Origin of the sequence: Enterobacter sp. 22466 (genome assembly GCF_052044775.1) — a bacterium.
Lineage (GTDB): Bacteria > Pseudomonadota > Gammaproteobacteria > Enterobacterales > Enterobacteriaceae > Enterobacter > Enterobacter dissolvens.
In genome coordinates this window covers 153362-172394 of the sequence record NZ_JBQENX010000008.1, presented here as the reverse complement: position 1 = coordinate 172394, position 19033 = coordinate 153362, and the positions used below count along the sequence as shown (strand labels likewise).

The following is a 19033-nucleotide window of genomic DNA, read 5'->3' as shown; positions in this document are numbered from 1 at the left end:
GTTACGCCCAGCGTTTGATAATGATTGAGGTATTGATGCCGCCAAACGCGAAGTTATTGCTTTGCAGATACTCGCAGTCAATCTGACGGGCTTCCCCCATAATATAATCTAAAGCACCGCATTGCTCATCCGGTTGTCTTAAATTGAGCGTCGGGGCAAACCAGCCTTCACGCATCATCTGCACGCTCATCCACGCTTCCAGCGCACCGCAGGCGCCTAACGTATGACCAAAATAGCTTTTTAGCGAGGAGATGGGGACGTTGTCGCCAAAGATGGCCGCAGTGGCCTGGCTTTCGGCGATATCACCGCGATCGGTGGCGGTGCCGTGGGCGGAGATATACCCGATGTCCGATGCGCGTAAGCCTGCTATCGCCAGTGATTGCGCCATGCAAATCTGCATGGTTTCACGCTGCGGCTGGGTGATGTGTGCCGCATCGCAGTTGGTGGCAAAGCCCACGATTTCGCCGTAGATGGTCGCCCCGCGTGCTTTGGCGTGCTCCAGCTCTTCCAGAATCAGCGTGCCTGCCCCTTCGCCGATGACCAGCCCATCGCGCGCGGTATCGAAGGGCGACGGCGTGGTTTTCGGCGCGTCGTTGCGCTGGCTGGTGGCGAACAGCGTATCAAATACCGCCGCTTCTGACGGACAAAGCTCCTCGGCGCCCCCGGCGACCATCACGGTCTGATAACCATGGCGAATGGCTTCCCAGGCGTAACCAATCGCCTGGCTGCCGGAAGTACAGGCACTCGAGGTGGGAATGACGCGCCCACGCAGACCAAAGAACAGGCCGGTATTGACCGCGGTGGTGTGCGGCATCATCTGCACATAGGTGGTGCCGGTGATGTTATTGGTGTGTTTTTCCATCAGCATGGAGGCGAAGTCGCTGACCGGTCCTGTGCTACCCGTGGACGACCCATAGGCGATGCCGGTTTGCCCCTGCGTCAGTACCGGGTCATCGATCAGGCCCGCCTGCTCAAGTGCCAGTTCGGTGGCGCGGGTAGAGAGCAGCGACACGCGACCCATGGCGCGAATGCGCTTGCGGGTATAGTGTGCCGGGAGGGTGAAATCCTCGATGGGGGCGGCCAGCAGGGTTTGCAGACCGGCATACTCTTGCCACTCCGTCATGGTGCGGACGGCATTTTCGTAGCCGAGCAGCCGCTGGGCAATGGTCGGCCAGTCCTCGCCAAAGGCGGTCACGCCCCCCATCCCCGTAATCACCACCCGACGCGTCATAACATCCCCCCGTTGATCGAGATCACCTGGCGTGTCACATAGCCTGCCCGGTCCGACATCAGATAACTTGCCAGACCGGCCACCTCGTCGGCCTGTCCCATGCGCTGCATCGGGATCATGGACATGGCCTCTTTCAGCGCGGCCTCTTCCATCTCGATCATGCCGGTATCAATCAGCCCTGGCGCGATGCAGTTGACGGTAATTTTGCGCTTTGCCAGTTCAATGGCCAGCGCCTTGGTGGCGCCGATAATACCGGCCTTGGCGGCACTGTAGTTCACCTGCCCACGGTTGCCCATCACGCCTGACACGGACGACAGGGTAATAATTCGTCCGCCCTTGCGGGTTGCGATCATCGGCATGATGCAGGGATGAATGACGTTATAAAAACTGTCGAGGTTGGTGTGGATGACGCTGTCCCAGTCCTCGTCGCTGAGCGCCGGAAACGCGCCATCGCGGGCGATTCCGGCATTGCTGACCACGCCATACCATGCGCCAGAGGTGCTGATTTCCTGTTCCAGAACCTCGCGGCACTGCTCGCGGTTACCCACGTCAAAGGTCAGTAAACGGCCCGTTCCGCCAGCCTGAACAATGCTCTCCAGCGTCTCGCGCGCACCGTCAGCATCACGATGGTAATGCACGCCCACGGTGAAACCGTCAGCCGCAAGCTGACGGGCGATGGCGCGGCCAATGCCTTTGCTGGCGCCCGTGACCAGTACGGAACGTGTCATGATGAAGCTCCCTGGGTGAAAAGTGAGGTTAATTCGTCTTCGCTGGGCTGGAACGTATTCACGCGGCCCGTGGCAAGAGGGGCGTTATCTGCCTGAATCGTGCATTCAAAGCTGCCAAAGCGTTCGTCCTGCATCAGGCGCTCGATGGTAATGGTTAACGTGGTGCCGGCGGCAAAGCGGCCCGTGCTACACACCAGCTCGCGTGCACCCAGCACCATGCCCAGCGGACTGTGGGGCAGCCCTTTTTGCAGACGGTGCCATTCAGACCAGACGCCCACGGTCTGGGCCATCAGTTCCAGCGCAAACCAGCCCGGCAGATCGCCGTCAACGTTCAGGAACGGCGCAAGCACACCGTGCCCGTCGACCGTGACGCTGCACACCGCGCTGCTGTCGGTGACACGCTCAACGCGCTCCAGCAACATCATCGGTGCGTCGTGAGGCAGGTAGTCGGCGGGGGATAAATAACTCATGACACTCTCCCCAGCAGCAGGCTGGCGTTGTTACCGCCAAAGGCGAATGAGTTCGATAAAATCACCGGTTTTGTCAGGGGCGCACGCTGATGCAGCAGGCCGCAGGGCGGCAGCGTGTCGTCCGGCGCGTAGCGGGAAAAATCCTGCGGCGGCAGCGGCAGGTCACGGGTCAGGATCAGCCAGCTTAATGCGGCTTCAGTGATCCCGGCCGCGCCAAGCGTATGGCCGGTGAGGTGTTTGGTGGAGCTGCACGGTACCCGGTCGCCAAAGAGGGTGTTAATCACGTGCGCCTCAATCCGATCGTTGAGGGGAGTGGCGGTGCCGTGCAAATTAATATAGCCCACCTCGTCTGCCGTCATGCCTGCCGCCTTCAGCGCCTGAGTAATAGCGCGAATGGCGCCTTCCCCCTCGGGATGTGGGGCAGAGATATGGTACGCATCGCTCGATTCGCCCGCCCCCAGCAGCGCCACCTGATCCGCTTCGCGGGTCAGCACCATGAGGGCCGCCGCTTCACCGATGGTGATCCCCCGGCGGTCGCGGCCAAACGGTTCGCACTGCGTGGGCGAGAGCGATTCAAGGCTGTTAAAACCATTGACCGGCATACGGCTTAAGCTGTCTGCTCCGCCCACAAGGGCGACGTCCACCAGTCCGGCCTCAATCAGACGCTGCCCGCTGATGATCGCCCGGGCGCTGGAGGAGCAGGCGGTCGAAATGGTATACGCCGGGCCATCCAGCTGCAGCCAGTTGGCGAGGAAGCGGGAGGGGTCGCCCAGCTCCTGCTGCGGGTACTGCCATTGCGGGCTGCGTTCGCCGTTCAGGGAGAGGCGCACGTACTCATCACCTTCATCCAGCCCTGAGGTGCTGGTGCCCAGCACTACCGCCACGCGGTCGCGGCCCACGCGGGCGATGGCGGCCTCAACGGCAGGCTGAATCTGTGCCAGCGCCGCCAGCAACAGCTGATTGTTACGGCTGCGGTGTGCTGCCAGGCTATCCGGTATCGGCGGCAGTTCACCCTCAACGCCACCGAGCATGGCATCGGGTAAGCCTTGCAGCCATCCGGCGCGGTGACGCATCCCCGGCGCTACCCCGGCGTTCAGGTTGGCCGCGATCTCATCGGCCGAGTTGCCCAGCGCGTTGACCATGCCAACAGCGGAAATGTAAATCATCTCAGTCACCCAGATATTGAATGGTGATGTGGTATTTGAAGACGTGCTGCGCAATGCTGATCGGCTCACGCTTACCGTTGCGTTGCAGGTAAACAATCTCGGTGACCAGCTTGCCGTCAGGGTTACGCAGTTCGCGTCGGGTGCCAGTATCCTTTAGCGTCCAGCCTTTCGGCAACTGCGGCTGCCAGGCGCTGAGCGGCCAGTGGCTGAGCATCACATCCGCCAGCACCTGGCTGGCGGGCGGCAGCTGGGGCATAACAACTGACTGCTCGGTATGGATCCCGGTGTTGTCATAGGTCGCGAGAAACAGGCGGATCCCCACCGACGAGAGCCCGGCAAGCGTCATTTTTTGCCCGTCAGCGTTCAGCAGAACCAGCAGCGACTGGGTCTGGCCGTTAAACCGGCCGGTCAGCAACTGCTGAGAACGGATGGCTGGCGTAATGCCCGGCGGTGGCAGCGTCACCTGCGTGCCCGGCTGCAGCCAGGCCTGCGGGCGAGTTTCTTCAGTATCGGTCGAATGGCTGCAGCCTGCCAGCAGCAGCGTCGCAGCCAGCGCGGCGGCGCGGTAAAAAGCGTTCATCAGGGTTTTCTCTCGTTCCTGGCCGGCATCGCCAGCGGGGCCAGCAGGAAGGCGGTAAAAATACCGCTTACCAGCACGATACCAAAGCTGCTGATGGCCTGCGTCGCGCTGAACACCAGCATGCCCAGCGTCAGCAGCGTGGTCATCATCGCCAGGGTGATGGCCAGCATCGACGTCAGCGGCGTGCCGCGCGGGTTGCTGAAAAACAGCGTGTAGTTGATGCCAATGCCGAGCACCAGCACCAGCGCCAGCAGTGAAAACAGATTGACGGAATGCCCGGCGATGGCCAGCGCCGCCAGCCCGCAGCTGAGCGATAGCACTGACGGCACCAGGCTGATAAGCCCCTGGCGCCAGCCAAGACGGAGCATCGCGCCGCAGGCGATCACCGCCAGCGCCACGCACAGTAGCCCCGTCAGCAGCGTGCGGTAGAGGGCAAACAGGCTGTCAAAACGGGCCTTGCGATCGACCCAGACAACCCCTTCATGTTGCGCCGCCCGTTCACTCAGTGCCGCGCTGTTTTTGACGCCGTCCACCGGGACGAGCACGCCGCTTTGGCCGTCCGGCAGGGTCAGCCAGAGCAGACGCCAGCCTTCGCTGGCCGGGCTGGCAAGCCAGGCCTCCACGCTGACAGGCATCGGCGTCAGATTCGGTGAGACAGCGTTAAGGCCCGCGCTGTGCAGCACGTTCGTTACCGCAGGCGCAGCGTGGTGCAGCAGCGCAAGATCGCTTTTTTGCCGCTTCATGGAGTTCAGCGGCAGGGTTCGCCAGCTTGCCAGCTCACCCGCTTTTTGCGCCTGCGCCAGCGCCGGGGTAAAGGCCTCCAGCCGCTCCAGCGTCTGCTGGGCTGACGCGCCGTAAACCACAAACCATTTCTGATCGACGCGCTGGCCGGTCAGGGCGGTGATGGTTTTCTCCTGCGCCAGAATCGTTTTTGGCAGCGCCTGCAGCTGAGCAATATCGTCGTCCACCTTCAGGGTGCTAATCCCTGCGGCGGAAAGAAGCGCCAGCGTGACGGGCAGGCCAACCGCGAGTGTCTTTTTGCGTCGCCAGGCGGCCAGCCAGCGCGACATCGCTCTGCTGGCCGGAACCGGGCGTACCGGCATTCCACGGCACAGCCAGGGGTGCCAGAAAATTACCGTCAGACAGGAGGCGCTCAGCCCCACGGCGGCAAACAGCGCCATCTGGCGGATCCCCGGGAAGGGGGCCAGCATCATAATCAGGTACGCCACGACGGTCGTCAGAAGCGCCAGCAGCAGGGCATAACGCACTTTGGCCAGACTTTGCCACGGTGAATTTTCGCCACCGTGCACCAGCCGTTCGGTCAGGTAATAGAGGGTGTAATCGGCCGAAATCCCGATGATGCTCATGCTCATCACCAGCGTCATCAGGTGCAGTTCGCCAAAGAACAGCAGGGTGGCGACCGTGCCCGCCAGCGCGCCGATGGCAATGGAGATCGCGCACAGCAGCAACGGACGCAGGGAGCGGAACGTCGCCACAATCAGCAGGAACACCCCCAGAAGGGTGGCGACACCCAGCGTGGAGATATCCCGTTTGGCCTGCTGGCTGGCGTAATCGCTGTAAAACACCGTGCCGCGAGACAGCAGTTGCGCCTGTGGGTAATGCGTTTTCAGCGTCGCCTGCAGCGCGTTCAGGGTGGTCACCAGCCGGTGGGTTTGCTGCATATCAAAGGAGGAACCGGCCAGCTCGCCGTGCAGCAGATACCAGTAGTTTCCGGCGTCATCCTGTGTCACCAGCCAGCCATCCATCAGCCGCAGCTTCTGGCCGTTTAGCGCCAGCGCGAGCTGCGCGCCGCGCATCAGCATCAGCGGATCGTTTTGCAGCTCCTTGCCGCTCACGCCGGAAAAGGCTGAATAGAGCTGAGATAACACCCACTGCGCCTGCGCTTCACCGCCGTTTTGCAGGCGGGCGCGGGTGGCGGGGTCAATCAGCCCGTTGCGGTGCTGCCAGAAGAACTCGCCCCAGGCTTTTTGCCCGGTGGCGTCCATGGGCCCTTTAACTTCGCTCAGCGCACCGCTGCGTTGCAGCAGCATCAGCCACTGCTGCGCCACGCGCGGATCGGGTTTTTTGCCGGGGCTGACCAGCCAGACAAGCTGACGGTCGAGCCGCTGCATAAACCCGTCGTTAAGCGCCGGAGGGATCGCCCCCAGCGTCTGTGTCGGCAACATAGCCAGCACGCTGCTGTTCAGGCGCGCGCCGGGCAGCAGCGACACCAGCAGGCCCAGCAGGATCAGGCATACCGTGGCCCACAGCAGCGCCGGGCGCAGCGATTTACGGTGCGGCAAAGCGTTGGCGTTCGTCATCGGTCAGGCTGGCGGGTGTCAGTCGGTGGCGGGAGAGGGTGATATCCGTGTGGTCGCCCTGTTTATCGTTAAGACGAACAGACTCCAGATACGTCGCACCGCCCAAATCGAGGGTGGTGAAAAGGGTATTCAGCGGCGTTGTTGTAGGGGTGAGCACCAGCGACCAACGGCCTTCCCCCTGGTCTTTAAAATCGATGCGGAAATTGTCTTTCAGCACCTTGCGGTCGGCCTGGAACAACGCCCGCAGCAGGTGGTTGAACTGGAACATCTGCGGATTATTGTCGGCGGTAATGGTCTGCGGCGGCTGGCCGTTGATGGTCTGCACCATCCGTTTGTCATCCAGCAGCAGCGTCATGGGAAACGGGGCCTTTTGATCCCACAGCAGGCCGCTGTCACGGGCGATCACCATCTCGCCCTGCGAGCGCAGTGGCTGCGGCATGTCTTTAATCGTGCGAACCTGTTCGAAGTGCGCGCGCACCACAGGTTGCTCTGCGAACCGCTGTTGCAGTTCATCCAGCGTCACGGCGCTGACCAGCGGGCTGAATATCAGCGCCAGCAAAGGCAACCATTTCATGGCGTGACTCCCATACGTTCAAACAAGATCCCCGGGCTGACAAAGCACATTTCGCGGGTGGCCTCGTCGACCGCCACCTGGATGGTGTAACCGGTGGTGGTGCGTTTACCGGTCTGCGCATCGAAGATTTGATAGGCAATGCGCAGGCGGTTTTCATACTCTTCAATGTGCGCCCGGACCCGGATGCGTTGCTCAAACGTCACTGCATCGCGGTATTTCACCCGCGTATCGACCACCGGCCAGACATAGCCGGAGGCTTTCATCTGGCGATAGCCGTAGTCGAACTGATTGAGCAGCGCTTCGCGGGCTATTTCAAAGTAGCGGAAATAGTTGCCGTGCCAGACCACGCCCATCATGTCGACGTCGTGGAACGGGACGGTGATTTCAACTTCCGTCGTAAAGCGGGGATCGGTCAACACCCTTTACTCCTTCTCGCTGATTTCGGGCAGTTGCCAGAAATCGAAAAAATTAAACCAGTCGAGCGGCGACAGTAAGGCGTAATGTTCCAGCCGCTGCGCGTAGCGATCGACGGTATGTTGCAGCGCCTGCTGACGTTCACCGCGCGGCAGCAGCAGCGGGTCGGCAAACGGTTCGCAGTGCAGGGTCAGCCTCCCCTGCTGGCTGAGGGCAAAAATCAGCACCACCGGACAGCGCAGAATGGACGCCAGGATAAACGGCCCCTGCGGGAATGGCGCGGGCTGGCCCATAAACTCGCTCCAGATCACGCGCCAGCTGCCGCCGCGCTGTGGCGTGACGGCGATACGATCGCCCACGATGGCCACCCATTCGCCGCGATCCAGCTTTTCTTTGATCAGGATAGCGGTCTCCGGGCCGATGTCAGTGACGGGCATCAGGTGAATGCCCGCCTGCGGCGCCATCTCTTCCATAATCTGCTTAAAGCGTTGGGCGTTATCGCTAAAGACCAGGGCGTTGATGGTTTTCCCCCCTTCACGCTGCGCCAGCGCCCGGCAGGCTTCCACGTCGCCAAGATGCGAGGCCAGCAGCAGTTTACCCTGTGGATCGTCCAGCCCCAGCGCCTCGCGGGCACCCGGTGCAAACACCAGATCGCGATGCAGCTTCATCTCGCCGCGCCAGCTGGCCACCTTGTTCAGCATGGCATGACCAAAACGCAGGAAGTGAAAAAAGCTGTGCAGGCGGGGAGGCTGAGGGATCTGTCGCTGTGCCATGACCTCTTTAACCCGCCTCAGCCATTGCTGCGACGCCTGACGCGCCGGGCGGGCGGTGAGCCAGTAAACGGCGGTGACCGGCCACAGCAGGAGGGTGAAGGCCTTGCGTCCAAGCAACTGCCAGACGCGTAACATCAGGCGCATGCCCCATAGCCCTTTGACCTCCTGCTGTTGCGCCCAGTGCTGCGGGCGACGGCGCATCAGCAGGGAGGGGATGCGCGGCAACATCCCCAGGAACAGACGGGTATGCATCAGCGAGATGCGCACGTTGTCTTTTAGCGCATCGAAGTGGGATACACCGTCTGCCGGATAGGTGACGCGGGTGGGCAGAAAATAGCTGGGCGTGCCCTGCCAGTAGAGGCGGACCATGACTTCAGTATCAAAGTCCATGCGCTTGCCGAGCGGGGTACGTGCGGCAAGCTGCATCACCGGCGCAATCGGGTAGACCCGAAAGCCGCACATGCTGTCTTTAAGCTGCAGGGACAACGTTTCAATCCAGACCCAGACGTGCGTTATCCAGCGACCGTAGAGACGCGAACGGGGTATGGAGTCATCGTAAACGGGCTGACCGGAAATCAGCGCCTCGGGGTGACGTTGCGCCAGCGCCAGAAAGCGGGGGAGATCTTCAATGGCGTGCTGGCCGTCGGCGTCCACCTGGATTGCATGAGTGAAGCCGCGCTCTGCGCAGGCTTTCAGCCCCGCCATCACTGCCGCGCCTTTGCCGCTGTTTTTCGCCAGACGCAGCAGTGTAACCTGCGGATGCTGCTCTGCTAACTGCGCCAGGGTGTGGCGCGTGTTCTCTTCGCTGCCATCGTCAACCACCAGGCACGGGAGGTCAAACGGTGCCAGACGTGCGAGCACCGCGGCCATCATCGCACCGTGGTTGTAGCAGGGGATCAACACGCAGGGGCGGAACGTTACTGACATAGGCGAATCTTCCCGCTGCTGGCGGTATGGCGTTCACTGCCCGCATGGCGCTGGTAGCTGAAGCTGAGCATCTGACGGGCAGGGTGCCAGTCAAGGATCAGCGTCACCGTGTTGTCCGGCAACAGCGGGGCCGCAAACTTCACATTCTGAATGCTGTGAAAACGGTAGCCCGGTGCCATCAGGGTGATGGCGTAATGCATGACCCAGTCGAGTTGTGCAACGCCAGGGAGCAGCGGCTGGACGGCAAAATGCCCCTTAAACCAGAGCAGGTCAGGGTCAAGGTAAAGCGTGATCTCCAGATGCTCCGGATGAGTCTGGTGGCGTTCGATTTCATGAATCTTCATGAAATAACTCCTGTAGCTGTGCAGTCACGCGCTTGTTCATGCTGTTGACCGGGATTTCATCGACAATGCGCCAGTAGCGGGGCACGGCAACCGGTTCAAGGCAGGGGCGAAGGGCGCGACGCCACGCGGATTCCTGGGCATTTTTACCCCCGTTGTCTCTGTGCAAACGCGCCGCGTCACTGAGTACCAGCAGCACGCCAATGGCCTGACGACCACGGCGAGTGACCGCCACTGCGGCGGCGTCACAGATGCCGTCCAGCGCCAGTAACCGCTGCTCAATCTCATCAAGCGAAATGCGTTTATCTTCAATTTTGACCACCCGACCACGGCGTCCAACGATGTTGAACTGCCCGTCAGCCGCGAAATGCAGGATATCATCCAGCACGATTCCTTCAGCCTCGCGGATCAGTGGCGACGTCACCCGATCGCCGTGGAACGTCACGCCAGGAAACGGCTGCCAGAGCGTTGTCTCATCCTGACGGTGACGCCAGGCCATAACGCCCGTTTCGGTGCTGCCGTAAATTTCGTCGGGCCAGACGTTCAGCCAGTCATGACAAGGAATGATGTCGCGCCAGGGCAGTTCGCCCCCGGCCGAGAGCAGCAGGGCAACCGGAGGCGGCACCAGCGAGGTATCGAGCCGCTTGAGGAATGCCGGGCTGCTGATAAAGAGGTACCGTTTGTTCTGCGGCAGCGCTGACAGCTGTTCCGCATACTGCAGCAGGGAGGCGTGCAGCGGCAGGCCAAGCGCCATGGGTAATACAACACGAAACGTCAGGCCATACAGATGATGCAACACCACGGAGGCCACGACGCTACAGCCTGCCAGCCGTTCGCCAAACCGATCAGCGAGCAGACGGGCTTCCCGATCCAGGCCGATCACCGGCTTAATCACCCGCTGCGGCGCGCCGGTGGAGCCAGAGGTGAAAAGCTCGATCACCTGCATATCGTCAATGGCAGGCAAGGGGGAAAAGGGGGTGTTTGTCGGCACAGTGGCGGTGACCAACCGCTGCCGCCCCGAAAAGTCGAGCGCTGCGTCGCTCAGGACGCCGCTGAACATGGCCCGCTGTTCGTTAAGCTGCGCCGCCCGGCTGTGACCGGGGAGCACGGGGGTTTTACCCGCATGAAGCGCCGCCAGCAGAGCGACGATAAAAAGATAGCCGTTTTCAAAACAGAGCGCCCAGCGCTCGCCCTCTTCCTGACGCAGCGCGTCGACCAGTTGCGTAACATCGTGGCGCAGATCGCCCAGCGTCCAGATACGATCGTCAAGCCAGGCGACAGGCGTCTCATCAGGACGTGGGGCGTTTAGCCACTGACTCAGAGGAAGCGGTTTATCCATCGTTTTTTATTACCCGTTGTCGCACCAGCCATTCACCCGCCATTAACGTTCCCATCAGGATGTAGGAAAGCATCCCGTTCCACAGTGTCCACAGGCGCAGGTCGGCGTACAGCACGGTAAACAGCGCGACTGCGCCGTTGCCGATAAAAAAGCCGCACCAGACTTTCGTCACTTTACGCGTGTAACGCACCCCGGCAGGAGACAGGTGGGGCTCCCGTATCCGCGCCAGCCGTTCCACCATCGGCATGGACGTCCACAACGAGCCCCCAAAGACCACCAGCATCACCAGATTAACGACCACCGGATAAAACAGCACCCACAGGTGAGCGTGGAAAAGGCTCGCCACGCACAGCACTGCCCCGGCCAGCGTCACGCTCAGGAAAACGTAGCGTAAGGGGCCGCGCTGCTGGCGCGTCTGCCAGGCACGCAGCAGCAACACCAGCGCCATCAGGGGCAATATCCACGGCAAATGGTGGCTTGCAAGGCCATAACCAATCAAAAACGGCCAGGCCAGCAGCATCAACCCCGTCAGTATCGGGATGAGCGGAATGGCAGGCACGTCAGGCGTCGCGCTGGAGTTGTTCCACAACGTCGACGATGTCCTGAACGGTACGCACCGCTTTGAAGGTTTCAGGCTTAATTTTATGGCCCGTCTTCTTCTGCAGGTTAACCACCATATCCACGGCATCAATGCTGTCGAGATCCAGATCTTCGTAAAGCCGGGCCTGCGGCGTAATGAGCTCAGGGTCGAGTTCAAAAAGTTTAATAAGAAGCGCAGAGACTTCCTGATAAATGGTTTCTTGTTCTGTCATAGCGGGTCATTCTCAGGCGCGTTGTTGATGAATAAAAGCGGCGAGCGTGGCAACGGAATAGAAGTGCTGACGCATCTCGTCGCTCTCGGCAGAAAGCACTACGCCGTACTGATTTTTCACAGCCAGCCCCAGCTCCAGGGCATCAATAGAGTCCAGACCCAGTCCGTCACCAAACAGCGGAGCGTCGGTGTCGATATCCTCTGGGGTAAGTTCTTCCAGATTCAGCGTAGAGATAATGAGATTCTTAATTTCAAGATAGAGCGCTTGCATCTTTCATTCCTGACAAAGATTGAAGACCGGATGTTAATTGCTGCTGCATATGCCGGTTTAACTGCCTTGCCGCCAGCGCAGGTTCGTGCTGGCTCGCATCGTAAAAATCATGAATGTTGATGCGTTCGCGAACATCCACGGTAAAAATGGGTTTATTAGGCGGCACATTGTACCAGCGACTCTGTTTATCCAGCATGCGTTCACTACAGTGGATCACCACCACGCGCAGAGAGCTGTTGCACCGCACGGCAATATTCGCCGCCCCCCGCTGCAGGGTAATGGCTTCGCCCACGCGGGTGCGGGTGCCTTCCGGAAAGATAAGCAGGGTGTCGCCCTGCGCCAGACGCTGCTGGCTGGCACGAAGCAGCGTTTCTGCTTCGCTGTTGATCAGGTAATCGGCTGCACGGATCACGCCGCTGACAAAGGGGTTACCCAGCAGCGCGCTTTTCACCAGACAGTCGGTTTCGTTCATCACCGAGGCGAGGATCACATAGTCCAGCAGCGAAGGATGGTTGGCTATCACCAGGCAGCCGCGCTCGGCGCGCAGCACGTCCAGGTTGTTGAAGCGGTAATCCAGCACGCCGGTTCCGCGAACGACCGCCAGGAACAGCCGAAAACTGGCGGAAATGCTGCGTCGCGCCAGTCGACGGCGTGCCGTGCGATCGCGCTGAAAAATCAGCAGCAGGTTAAACCAGACCAGCGACAGCAGCAGCCCGCCGAGGCCAAACAGGGCGAAGCAGAACCCGGTCATCAGCATGCGCCAAAACCGATCGAGGCGGGAGAGGATCTGGCTCATTGGCGCGTCCACTGCCACTGCAAACGCTCGCCCGCCAGGGCAAATTGCCGCGCGTCGCTCAGGTAATGTCGCAGGAACTGAAGGCTTTGCGGCAGCGCGGGCTCTTCCCCTGTGCTTTCGCGATGGGTTTCACAGCAGAGCGCGTCACCGGCTTCAATCACCAGCGCAAGAGCGTAAGGCCAGACGGGCATCTGCGGCGGGAGCCCGGCGTGATAAAACGCGGGCAGAACGCCGTCAAAATCCACCAGCAAAACGCGGGAATAGCCCGCGTGAAGCAGACTCAACACTTCGCACAAACTTTGCTGGAAGGTGTCCATCCCGGCGGAGACCGAGGATGAGACAATCGGCTGACCTGCGGTGATCGTAAGATTGCCGACCGCGGCGTTATGCACAGACATTGCAAAATCGGTGGGGGAGACGGGTTGCTCCGTCGCCAGCGCTTGCAGAATACGGTAGTTGCGTTCCAGCTCACCATGGCGGCTGCTGTAGACCACGGCATCGATACGATGTTTGCGCAGCATCGCAAGACCAATATCCACCGCCAGCTTACTGCCCGAATTGAGGCGGCGGGCGGTCATCATCGGCAGTTCGGTCAGTTTCGCAAGCGGCGCGGCGGGATCGATGGCGTCAGACTGGCGCGACCATGCCTGCCATGCGCCGGCATCGCTGAGTCCTGGCGCTCTGGCCTGCCAGTCGATAATGGTGAGGGTAAATTTCATCTACGCGCGTCCGCGATAAACCTGTTTCTGTGATTTTTACTTCGCAAGCGCGATGTTACAGCGTACATCGTACAGTGTTGTCGCAGGCTTGCGAATAACGTTTCTCCTAAAAATTTCCCGTAGAGTCATGTTCCGTCTCACCCCAGACGATTAACCGGGAAGCCGACTCTTGGGTCGTCCCGGCCCCAGCAGTATCGCCAGTTTGCTGCCGCCTTTGGTGGTCTCCATCCAGATTTTACAGACGCTGGTGAGCGGTACCGACAGCAGCATCCCAACCGGGCCCAGCAGCCATCCCCAAATCAGTAAGGATAAGAACACCACCAGCGTCGACATCCCCAGCCGGTGGCCCATCATCCGTGGCTCAAGAATATTCCCCAGCACCATATGCACCACGAGGAACAGCGCCCCCACCAGCATGCACTCATAGAAGCCATTAAACAGAAACGCCTGAATCATGGGCGGCACGGCGGAGAGGACCGCGCCAATGTTGGGCACGTAGTTCAGCAAAAACGCCAGCACTCCCCACATCAACGCGAACTGCACGCCCATCAGCATCAGCCCCAGCCAGACAATCACGCCGGTCCAGACGCTCAACAGGGTTTTTAATGCCAGATATTTGGAGACGCCCTTTAACGCGCGGTGTAAACCGGCGATGTGAATTTGCGGATTATTCAGCGCAAAGCGCAGCTTATAGGGCACGTGGCGCACTTCGAACAGCATAAACACCACCGTCATGACCAGCAGCAAAATGCTGGCCATGGCGCCGGACAGGCCGGTCATCAGCGTGGTGGCGTAGGTCATGATTTTTTCGGAATCCATCCGGCGCAACATCCGTTCCGGCGAAATATGCAGGTTCAGAAACGGCATCATCTCCTGAAGCGCCACGATCTTGCGCGTCAGCTCTTTGTTGTATTGCGGCAGCATCGTGGAGAACTCGCTCAGCGAGGCGGCCAGCACGCCGAAGAGGGCGGTGAGGGCAATCAGCATCACGATTACCACAATGGTTATGGCCACCGGGCGGCTGATACCCCGGCGCAAAAACCAGGTCACCAGCGGGTTAAGCACAATGGCAAAAAAGAGCGCCAGCAGAAGCTGGACAATAATATCGGCGGCAGCATGGATACCGGCGAGGATCACCACCAGAGAGGCGAGTTTTAACAGGATGTGGAGTCCTGCTTTGTCGGGCGGGTTAGGGGTCATGCGTGTTCCTTAATGTGATTGCCCGTTAAGTGTAGTGCGCGGGTTCCGCTTCGTCTGGCACCGTTAATCTGAAAGTCGCTGCTGATTTTCTGCTGGCGTCGTGGTAATAGTGAAACACTGTTGCAAAAATCCAGGTAAAACCCCATGCCCGAACCTGCCGCCGAACCGGCATTAAGCGGATTGCGCCTTAATCTGCGCATTGTCTCCGTTGTGATTTTTAACTTTGCCAGTTACCTGACGATTGGCCTGCCGCTGGCGGTCTTGCCGGGCTACGTCCATGACGTGATGGGGTTTAGCGCATTCTGGGCGGGGCTGGTGATTAGCCTGCAGTACTTCGCCACGCTGTTGAGCCGCCCACATGCGGGTCGCTACGCGGATCTGTTCGGGCCGAAGAGCATTGTGATTACGGGATTATGCGGCTGTTTTCTCAGTGGCCTGAGCTACCTGCTGGCGGCAACGACCAGCCACTGGCCGTTGGTCAGCCTGGTGCTGTTGTGCCTGGGCCGGGTGATCCTGGGGATTGGGCAAAGCCTGGCAGGAACCGGTTCGACGCTGTGGGGGGTAGGCGTGGTCGGGGCACCGCACATTGGCCGGGTGATCTCCTGGAACGGCATTGTCACCTACGGGGCAATGGCGCTTGGCGCCCCGCTTGGGGTGATGTGCTATGCGTATGGCGGACTGTACGGCCTGGCGGGCACCATTATGGTGGTCGCGCTGGTGGCGATCCTGTTTGCCCTGCCGCGTCCGAAAGTGAAGGCCAGCAAAGGTAAACCGCTGCCGTTCCGGGCAGTGCTGGGGCGCGTCTGGCCGTATGGTATGGCACTGGCGCTGGCAACCACCGGCTTTGGGGTGATCGCCACCTTTATCACCCTGTTTTATGACGCCAAAGGCTGGGACGGGGCGGCCTTTGCGTTAACCCTGTTCAGCTGTGCGTTTGTGGGTGCCCGTTTGCTCTTCCCGAACGGTATTAACCGCCTGGGCGGGCTGAATGTGGCGATGATCTGCTTTGCCGTTGAGATTGTCGGGCTGCTGCTGACCGGTATCGCTACCGCGCCGTGGACGGCAAAAATTGGCGTGTTCTTCGCCGGAGCCGGTTTTTCGCTGGTCTTCCCGGCGCTGGGCGTGGTGGCGGTGAAAGCCGTGCCGCCGCAGAATCAGGGTGCGGCGCTGGCAACCTACACGGTGTTTATGGATATGTCGTTGGGCATTACCGGGCCGCTGGCAGGGCTGGTAATGGCCTGGGCAGGCGTGCCGGTTATCTATCTTGCGGCTGCGGGTCTGGTGGTGATGGCCCTGATGCTCACGTGGCGGCTAAAAAAATGGCCCCCGGTGCAGGCACCGGAGGCCACGTCATCATCCTGACGCGTTACTGAATCACGATGGTGTTGATGATGTTTTCAGCGGCAGTCTGCGCTTTCTGCTGATCTTCCGCTGGCAGGGTGATCTGCAGGGTCAGCAGTTTGTTATCCACCTTACCCAGCACCACGGAAGAGTAAGCCGTCTGACCTTTCGCAGAGATAATGCTGTCCAGCTGCTGCAGCGTGTGGCCTTTCAGTTCGATGGACTTGTTGGTCACCACCTGCAGCTGCGGGTCGCGGCTGCGCTGCTGATCTTCCAGACGTTTGGACAGCACGGCCAGGTCTTCGCTGGTGTCGTCGCCCACAATCACAATCACTGCTTTCTGCCCGGTTGCATCGGAATAGACGTGCATGTTGTTCGCCTGGGTACCCAGCTTGCCGCTCTGGTCAGTCATATCCGCTGGCAGAGAGAAGCTGAGTTTACCGTCCAGCAGGTTCACCGGCTGACCGGTTGCGTTGCTCTCTGCAGACGCGCCCTGAGCAGGCGTTTTCGTGTCGCTGTTATCACAGGCTGCAAGGCCGACAACCAGCAGGCCAATCCCGACATATTTAACCAGATTGCGCATTGACTTCTTCCTTTCGATAAACGGCCATAACGGCTCATTTGTCCATCTTATCACAACTGATAAAGCGAACCCTTAACCAGCCTGCAATGCTGTGATTTCAGATTTATCTGCCAGTCTTTTCAGCAGCATATTCAGCAACACGCCGTACATCGGCAGGAAGAACACAATGCTGATAAGCACTTTGAAGCAGTAGTCCACCAGCGCAATTTCCATCCAGTGTTCGGCCATAAACGCATCCGGGCTGTGCCAGAAAGCGATAAAGAAGAAGGCCAGCGTATCGCTGACGTTGCCGAACAGCGTCGAGGCGGTGGGCGCCATCCACCAGCGGTGATTCTGACGCAGGCGGTTAAACACATGCACGTCGAGGATCTGCCCCAGCGCATAGGCCATAAAGCTTGCGGTGGCGATACGGGCGACAAACAGGTTGAAGTGGGTTAACGCTTCAAAGCCCTGCCAGCTTCCCATGTAAAACAGGGAGGAAATGACGTACGACACGAACAGCGCCGGCAGCATGACCGCAAAAATAATGCGGCGAGCCAGCGGTGCGCCAAAAATTCGCACGGTCAGATCGGTGGCGAGAAAAATAAACGGGAAGCTGAACGCGCCCCAGGTGGTATGGAAACCAAAGATGGCGATCGGCAACTGCACCAGATAGTTACTGGAGGTGATCACCAGCAGATGAAAAAGCGAAAGCCAGAACAACGCTTTTACGCGCTGCGATTCAGAAAACGGCGTCATATTGTGACCTTTTTATACGTTGGGGTGAGGGAACCCAATAAAAACCGCAGCATGATACTGCTTTGACGGGACTTTGCAATGGTTAGTTTTTACGCAACCGTTAACCTGGTTTGCATTGCTGGCTACGGGGCGTAAACTACAGCCGTTTTTATCTGACCGAGAACACCATGACCGATCTGTTTTCCACTCCAGACCACACCCTTGATGCGCAGGGCCTCCGCTGCCCTGAGCCGGTAATGATGGTGCGCAAAACCGTGCGCAATATGCAAACCGGCGAAACGCTGCTGATCATCGCTGACGATCCGGCAACCACCCGCGATATCCCCGGTTTTTGTACCTTTATGGAGCATGAACTGGTGGCACAGCAGACCGAAGCGCTGCCGTACCGGTATTTGATCCGTAAGGGGTAACCCCCTTACTGCATGCCCAGCAATCCCGGCAGCCACAGCGAAATCGCCGGGATGTACGTTACCATTCCCAGCACCACCAGCAGCATGCCGTAAAACGGTAGCATTGCGCGCACCACATGTTCGATTTTCTGCTTGCTCACCGCACTGGCCACAAACAGCACCGATCCCACCGGCGGCGTGATAAGCCCGATCCCCAGATTCACCATCATGATCATCCCGAAATGCACCGGGTCGATCCCCAACGCATTGGTCACCGGCAACAGCACCGGCGTCAGGATCAGAATGATCGGCGCCATATCCATCAGGGTGCCAATCAGCAGCAGCATGATGTTGAGGTACATCAGGATCACGTACTTGTTATCCGAGAGCGAGGTGAAGAACGCCGTGATGCGCACGGGCAACTGCATGTAGGTCATCACCGCGCCAAACGCCGCCGCAAAGCCAATCAAGATCATCACGATAGTGACCGTTTTCACCGTCCGGCACATCAGCTTCGGCAGTTCGCTCCACTTATAGTCGCGGTAGATAAACATGGTGACAAAGAACGCCCACAGGCAGGCGACTGCCGCGGATTCGGTGGCGGTAAATATCCCGGACAATATGCCGCCGAGGATAATCACCACCGTCATCAGCCCCCACAGGGCATCGAGAAATATCTTCAGCGCCTGTTTAAAGGGGATCTTTTCGCCTTTTGGATAGCCGCGCTTATGGGCAAAGCACAGACATAGCGCCATCAGGCACAGCCCCAGCAGCAGCCCCGGCAGCACGCCTGCGATAAACAGCGTGGCGATGGAGACCGTACCGCCTGCGGCCAGCGAGTAGATCACCGAGTTGTGGCTGGGCGGGATTAAAATCGCCTGCACCGACCCGCTGGCGGTGACCGCCGCCGCATACTCGCGGGGATACCCCTTTCTCTCCATCTCCGGGATCATCACGCTGCCGATGGAGGCCGTATCCGCCACCGATGAACCGGAAATCGCGCCGAAAAAGGTAGAAGCCACAATATTCACCAGCGACAGCCCGCCGCGAATAAAACCGACAAAGACATACGCGAAATTCACCAGCCGCCGGGCGATGCCGCCTTCCGCCATGATCGCCCCCGCCAGGATGAAAAACGGGATCGCCAGCAGGGTAAATTTGTTAACCCCGCTGGTGATTTGGATCATCAGCGCCTCGAGCGGTAACTCGATCCACAACGCGCCCGCAACGGCGCTTAAGCCGACGGCAAACGCCACCGGCATACCCAGCGCCAGCAAAATGGCGAGGGTGAATAACAAAACGAATGCATCCATTGTTCACC

General features: G+C 59.7%; 21 protein-coding genes and 1 pseudogene. 2 read left to right on the top strand and 20 right to left on the bottom strand.

All coding sequences use genetic code 11. The annotated features are described in order from the left end of the window. Position 1: 1 nt before the first annotated feature. From ACTJJI_RS19825 to ACTJJI_RS19745, 17 genes are all read right to left on the bottom strand, one after another. Positions 2-1231: a beta-ketoacyl-ACP synthase gene (locus ACTJJI_RS19825; RefSeq protein ID WP_046889484.1), complete on the bottom strand. Its 1230-nt coding sequence runs from the start codon at positions 1229-1231 to the stop codon at positions 2-4. Next, on the bottom strand, positions 1228-1959 hold the full coding sequence (locus ACTJJI_RS19820; RefSeq protein ID WP_395523460.1) for a 3-ketoacyl-ACP reductase FabG2: 732 nt from the start codon (positions 1957-1959) through the stop codon (positions 1228-1230). The genes ACTJJI_RS19825 and ACTJJI_RS19820 overlap by 4 nt, the downstream gene beginning before the upstream one ends. Then, on the bottom strand, positions 1956-2429 hold the full coding sequence (locus tag ACTJJI_RS19815) for an ApeP family dehydratase (RefSeq protein ID WP_083021840.1): 474 nt from the start codon (positions 2427-2429) through the stop codon (positions 1956-1958). The genes ACTJJI_RS19820 and ACTJJI_RS19815 overlap by 4 nt, the downstream gene beginning before the upstream one ends. Beyond that, positions 2426-3595: a beta-ketoacyl-[acyl-carrier-protein] synthase family protein gene (locus tag ACTJJI_RS19810; RefSeq protein ID WP_153908116.1), complete on the bottom strand. Its 1170-nt coding sequence runs from the start codon at positions 3593-3595 to the stop codon at positions 2426-2428. Before ACTJJI_RS19810 ends, ACTJJI_RS19815 begins: the two co-directional genes overlap by 4 nt. A gap of 1 nt (position 3596) precedes the next feature. Continuing rightward, positions 3597-4175, bottom strand: coding sequence for a DUF3261 domain-containing protein (locus ACTJJI_RS19805; RefSeq protein ID WP_182380996.1), 579 nt, complete (start codon positions 4173-4175; stop codon positions 3597-3599). After that, positions 4175-6496: an MMPL family transporter gene (locus ACTJJI_RS19800; RefSeq protein ID WP_440655284.1), complete on the bottom strand. Its 2322-nt coding sequence runs from the start codon at positions 6494-6496 to the stop codon at positions 4175-4177. Before ACTJJI_RS19800 ends, ACTJJI_RS19805 begins: the two co-directional genes overlap by 1 nt. After that, a complete protein-coding gene (locus ACTJJI_RS19795; RefSeq protein ID WP_368529980.1) occupies positions 6465-7070 on the bottom strand; it encodes an outer membrane lipoprotein carrier protein LolA in 606 nt (201 codons plus the stop codon). The genes ACTJJI_RS19800 and ACTJJI_RS19795 overlap by 32 nt, the downstream gene beginning before the upstream one ends. Continuing rightward, positions 7067-7489 (bottom strand): acyl-CoA thioesterase, encoded by a 423-nt coding sequence (locus ACTJJI_RS19790; RefSeq protein WP_050860031.1) that lies wholly within the window; start codon positions 7487-7489, stop codon positions 7067-7069. Before ACTJJI_RS19790 ends, ACTJJI_RS19795 begins: the two co-directional genes overlap by 4 nt. A gap of 3 nt (positions 7490-7492) precedes the next feature. Beyond that, positions 7493-9184, bottom strand: a complete 1692-nt coding sequence (locus ACTJJI_RS19785; RefSeq protein ID WP_440655281.1) for a glycosyltransferase family 2 protein — start codon at positions 9182-9184, stop codon at positions 7493-7495. Continuing rightward, positions 9175-9528, bottom strand: coding sequence for an ApeI family dehydratase (locus tag ACTJJI_RS19780; RefSeq protein ID WP_014833610.1), 354 nt, complete (start codon positions 9526-9528; stop codon positions 9175-9177). Before ACTJJI_RS19780 ends, ACTJJI_RS19785 begins: the two co-directional genes overlap by 10 nt. Then, entirely contained in the window at positions 9515-10864 is a 1350-nt protein-coding gene (locus ACTJJI_RS19775; RefSeq protein WP_440655279.1) for an AMP-binding protein, read from the bottom strand. The genes ACTJJI_RS19780 and ACTJJI_RS19775 overlap by 14 nt, the downstream gene beginning before the upstream one ends. Continuing rightward, positions 10857-11453 (bottom strand): hypothetical protein, encoded by a 597-nt coding sequence (locus ACTJJI_RS19770; protein ID WP_047360473.1) that lies wholly within the window; start codon positions 11451-11453, stop codon positions 10857-10859. The genes ACTJJI_RS19775 and ACTJJI_RS19770 overlap by 8 nt, the downstream gene beginning before the upstream one ends. Next, positions 11425-11676, bottom strand: a complete 252-nt coding sequence (locus ACTJJI_RS19765; RefSeq protein WP_014833607.1) for an acyl carrier protein — start codon at positions 11674-11676, stop codon at positions 11425-11427. The genes ACTJJI_RS19770 and ACTJJI_RS19765 overlap by 29 nt, the downstream gene beginning before the upstream one ends. Before the next feature lie 12 nt (positions 11677-11688). Beyond that, positions 11689-11946, bottom strand: coding sequence for a phosphopantetheine-binding protein (locus ACTJJI_RS19760; protein ID WP_010436544.1), 258 nt, complete (start codon positions 11944-11946; stop codon positions 11689-11691). Continuing rightward, positions 11927-12742 carry a lysophospholipid acyltransferase family protein gene (locus tag ACTJJI_RS19755; RefSeq protein WP_063412837.1) on the bottom strand — a complete coding sequence of 272 codons (816 nt, stop codon included), beginning with the start codon at positions 12740-12742 and terminating at the stop codon, positions 11927-11929. The genes ACTJJI_RS19760 and ACTJJI_RS19755 overlap by 20 nt, the downstream gene beginning before the upstream one ends. Then, on the bottom strand, positions 12739-13461 hold the full coding sequence (locus ACTJJI_RS19750; protein WP_014833605.1) for a beta-ketoacyl synthase chain length factor: 723 nt from the start codon (positions 13459-13461) through the stop codon (positions 12739-12741). Before ACTJJI_RS19750 ends, ACTJJI_RS19755 begins: the two co-directional genes overlap by 4 nt. Positions 13462-13611: 150 nt before the next feature. Beyond that, positions 13612-14661, bottom strand: a complete 1050-nt coding sequence (locus tag ACTJJI_RS19745; RefSeq protein ID WP_013099154.1) for an AI-2E family transporter — start codon at positions 14659-14661, stop codon at positions 13612-13614. A gap of 109 nt (positions 14662-14770) precedes the next feature. Between ACTJJI_RS19745 and ACTJJI_RS19740 the strand changes: the two are divergent. Beyond that, positions 14771-16023, top strand: a pseudogene (locus ACTJJI_RS19740) (MFS transporter). A 4-nt stretch (positions 16024-16027) separates the two neighbouring features. Here ACTJJI_RS19740 and ACTJJI_RS19735 read toward each other — a convergent pair. Together ACTJJI_RS19735 and ACTJJI_RS19730 are read right to left on the bottom strand one after the other, a co-directional pair. Further along, positions 16028-16585 (bottom strand): DcrB family lipoprotein, encoded by a 558-nt coding sequence (locus ACTJJI_RS19735; protein WP_013099152.1) that lies wholly within the window; start codon positions 16583-16585, stop codon positions 16028-16030. Between the two features lie 72 nt (positions 16586-16657). Then, complete coding sequence (locus ACTJJI_RS19730; RefSeq protein ID WP_013099151.1) at positions 16658-17323, bottom strand: 7-cyano-7-deazaguanine/7-aminomethyl-7-deazaguanine transporter; 666 nt, start codon at positions 17321-17323, stop codon at positions 16658-16660. Between the two features lie 167 nt (positions 17324-17490). Between ACTJJI_RS19730 and tusA the strand changes: the two genes are divergently transcribed. After that, positions 17491-17733 (top strand): sulfurtransferase TusA, encoded by a 243-nt coding sequence (tusA, locus tag ACTJJI_RS19725; RefSeq protein WP_014833603.1) that lies wholly within the window; start codon positions 17491-17493, stop codon positions 17731-17733. A 5-nt stretch (positions 17734-17738) separates the two neighbouring features. On the opposite strand, the gene ACTJJI_RS19720 is transcribed toward tusA, so the two are convergent. Then, positions 17739-19025 (bottom strand): TRAP transporter large permease, encoded by a 1287-nt coding sequence (locus tag ACTJJI_RS19720; RefSeq protein WP_014833602.1) that lies wholly within the window; start codon positions 19023-19025, stop codon positions 17739-17741. Positions 19026-19033 lie beyond the last annotated feature (8 nt).

Bases quoted from the DNA above. Each gene is read 5' to 3' on its own strand.
- ACTJJI_RS19825 (WP_046889484.1), bottom strand. From the start codon at position 1,231: ATGACGCGTCGGGTGGTGATTACGGGGATGGGGGGCGTGACCGCCTTT.
- ACTJJI_RS19820 (WP_395523460.1), bottom strand. From the start codon at position 1,959: ATGACACGTTCCGTACTGGTCACGGGCGCCAGCAAAGGCATTGGCCGC.
- ACTJJI_RS19815 (WP_083021840.1), bottom strand. From the start codon at position 2,429: ATGAGTTATTTATCCCCCGCCGACTACCTGCCTCACGACGCACCGATG.
- ACTJJI_RS19810 (WP_153908116.1), bottom strand. From the start codon at position 3,595: ATGATTTACATTTCCGCTGTTGGCATGGTCAACGCGCTGGGCAACTCG.
- ACTJJI_RS19805 (WP_182380996.1), bottom strand. From the start codon at position 4,175: ATGAACGCTTTTTACCGCGCCGCCGCGCTGGCTGCGACGCTGCTGCTG.
- ACTJJI_RS19800 (WP_440655284.1), bottom strand. From the start codon at position 6,496: ATGACGAACGCCAACGCTTTGCCGCACCGTAAATCGCTGCGCCCGGCG.
- ACTJJI_RS19795 (WP_368529980.1), bottom strand. From the start codon at position 7,070: ATGAAATGGTTGCCTTTGCTGGCGCTGATATTCAGCCCGCTGGTCAGC.
- ACTJJI_RS19785 (WP_440655281.1), bottom strand. From the start codon at position 9,184: ATGTCAGTAACGTTCCGCCCCTGCGTGTTGATCCCCTGCTACAACCAC.
- ACTJJI_RS19780 (WP_014833610.1), bottom strand. From the start codon at position 9,528: ATGAAGATTCATGAAATCGAACGCCACCAGACTCATCCGGAGCATCTG.
- ACTJJI_RS19775 (WP_440655279.1), bottom strand. From the start codon at position 10,864: ATGGATAAACCGCTTCCTCTGAGTCAGTGGCTAAACGCCCCACGTCCT.
- ACTJJI_RS19765 (WP_014833607.1), bottom strand. From the start codon at position 11,676: ATGACAGAACAAGAAACCATTTATCAGGAAGTCTCTGCGCTTCTTATT.
- ACTJJI_RS19760 (WP_010436544.1), bottom strand. From the start codon at position 11,946: ATGCAAGCGCTCTATCTTGAAATTAAGAATCTCATTATCTCTACGCTG.
- ACTJJI_RS19755 (WP_063412837.1), bottom strand. From the start codon at position 12,742: ATGAGCCAGATCCTCTCCCGCCTCGATCGGTTTTGGCGCATGCTGATG.
- ACTJJI_RS19750 (WP_014833605.1), bottom strand. From the start codon at position 13,461: ATGAAATTTACCCTCACCATTATCGACTGGCAGGCCAGAGCGCCAGGA.
- ACTJJI_RS19745 (WP_013099154.1), bottom strand. From the start codon at position 14,661: ATGACCCCTAACCCGCCCGACAAAGCAGGACTCCACATCCTGTTAAAA.
- ACTJJI_RS19735 (WP_013099152.1), bottom strand. From the start codon at position 16,585: ATGCGCAATCTGGTTAAATATGTCGGGATTGGCCTGCTGGTTGTCGGC.
- ACTJJI_RS19730 (WP_013099151.1), bottom strand. From the start codon at position 17,323: ATGACGCCGTTTTCTGAATCGCAGCGCGTAAAAGCGTTGTTCTGGCTT.
- tusA (WP_014833603.1), top strand. From the start codon at position 17,491: ATGACCGATCTGTTTTCCACTCCAGACCACACCCTTGATGCGCAGGGC.
- ACTJJI_RS19720 (WP_014833602.1), bottom strand. From the start codon at position 19,025: ATGGATGCATTCGTTTTGTTATTCACCCTCGCCATTTTGCTGGCGCTG.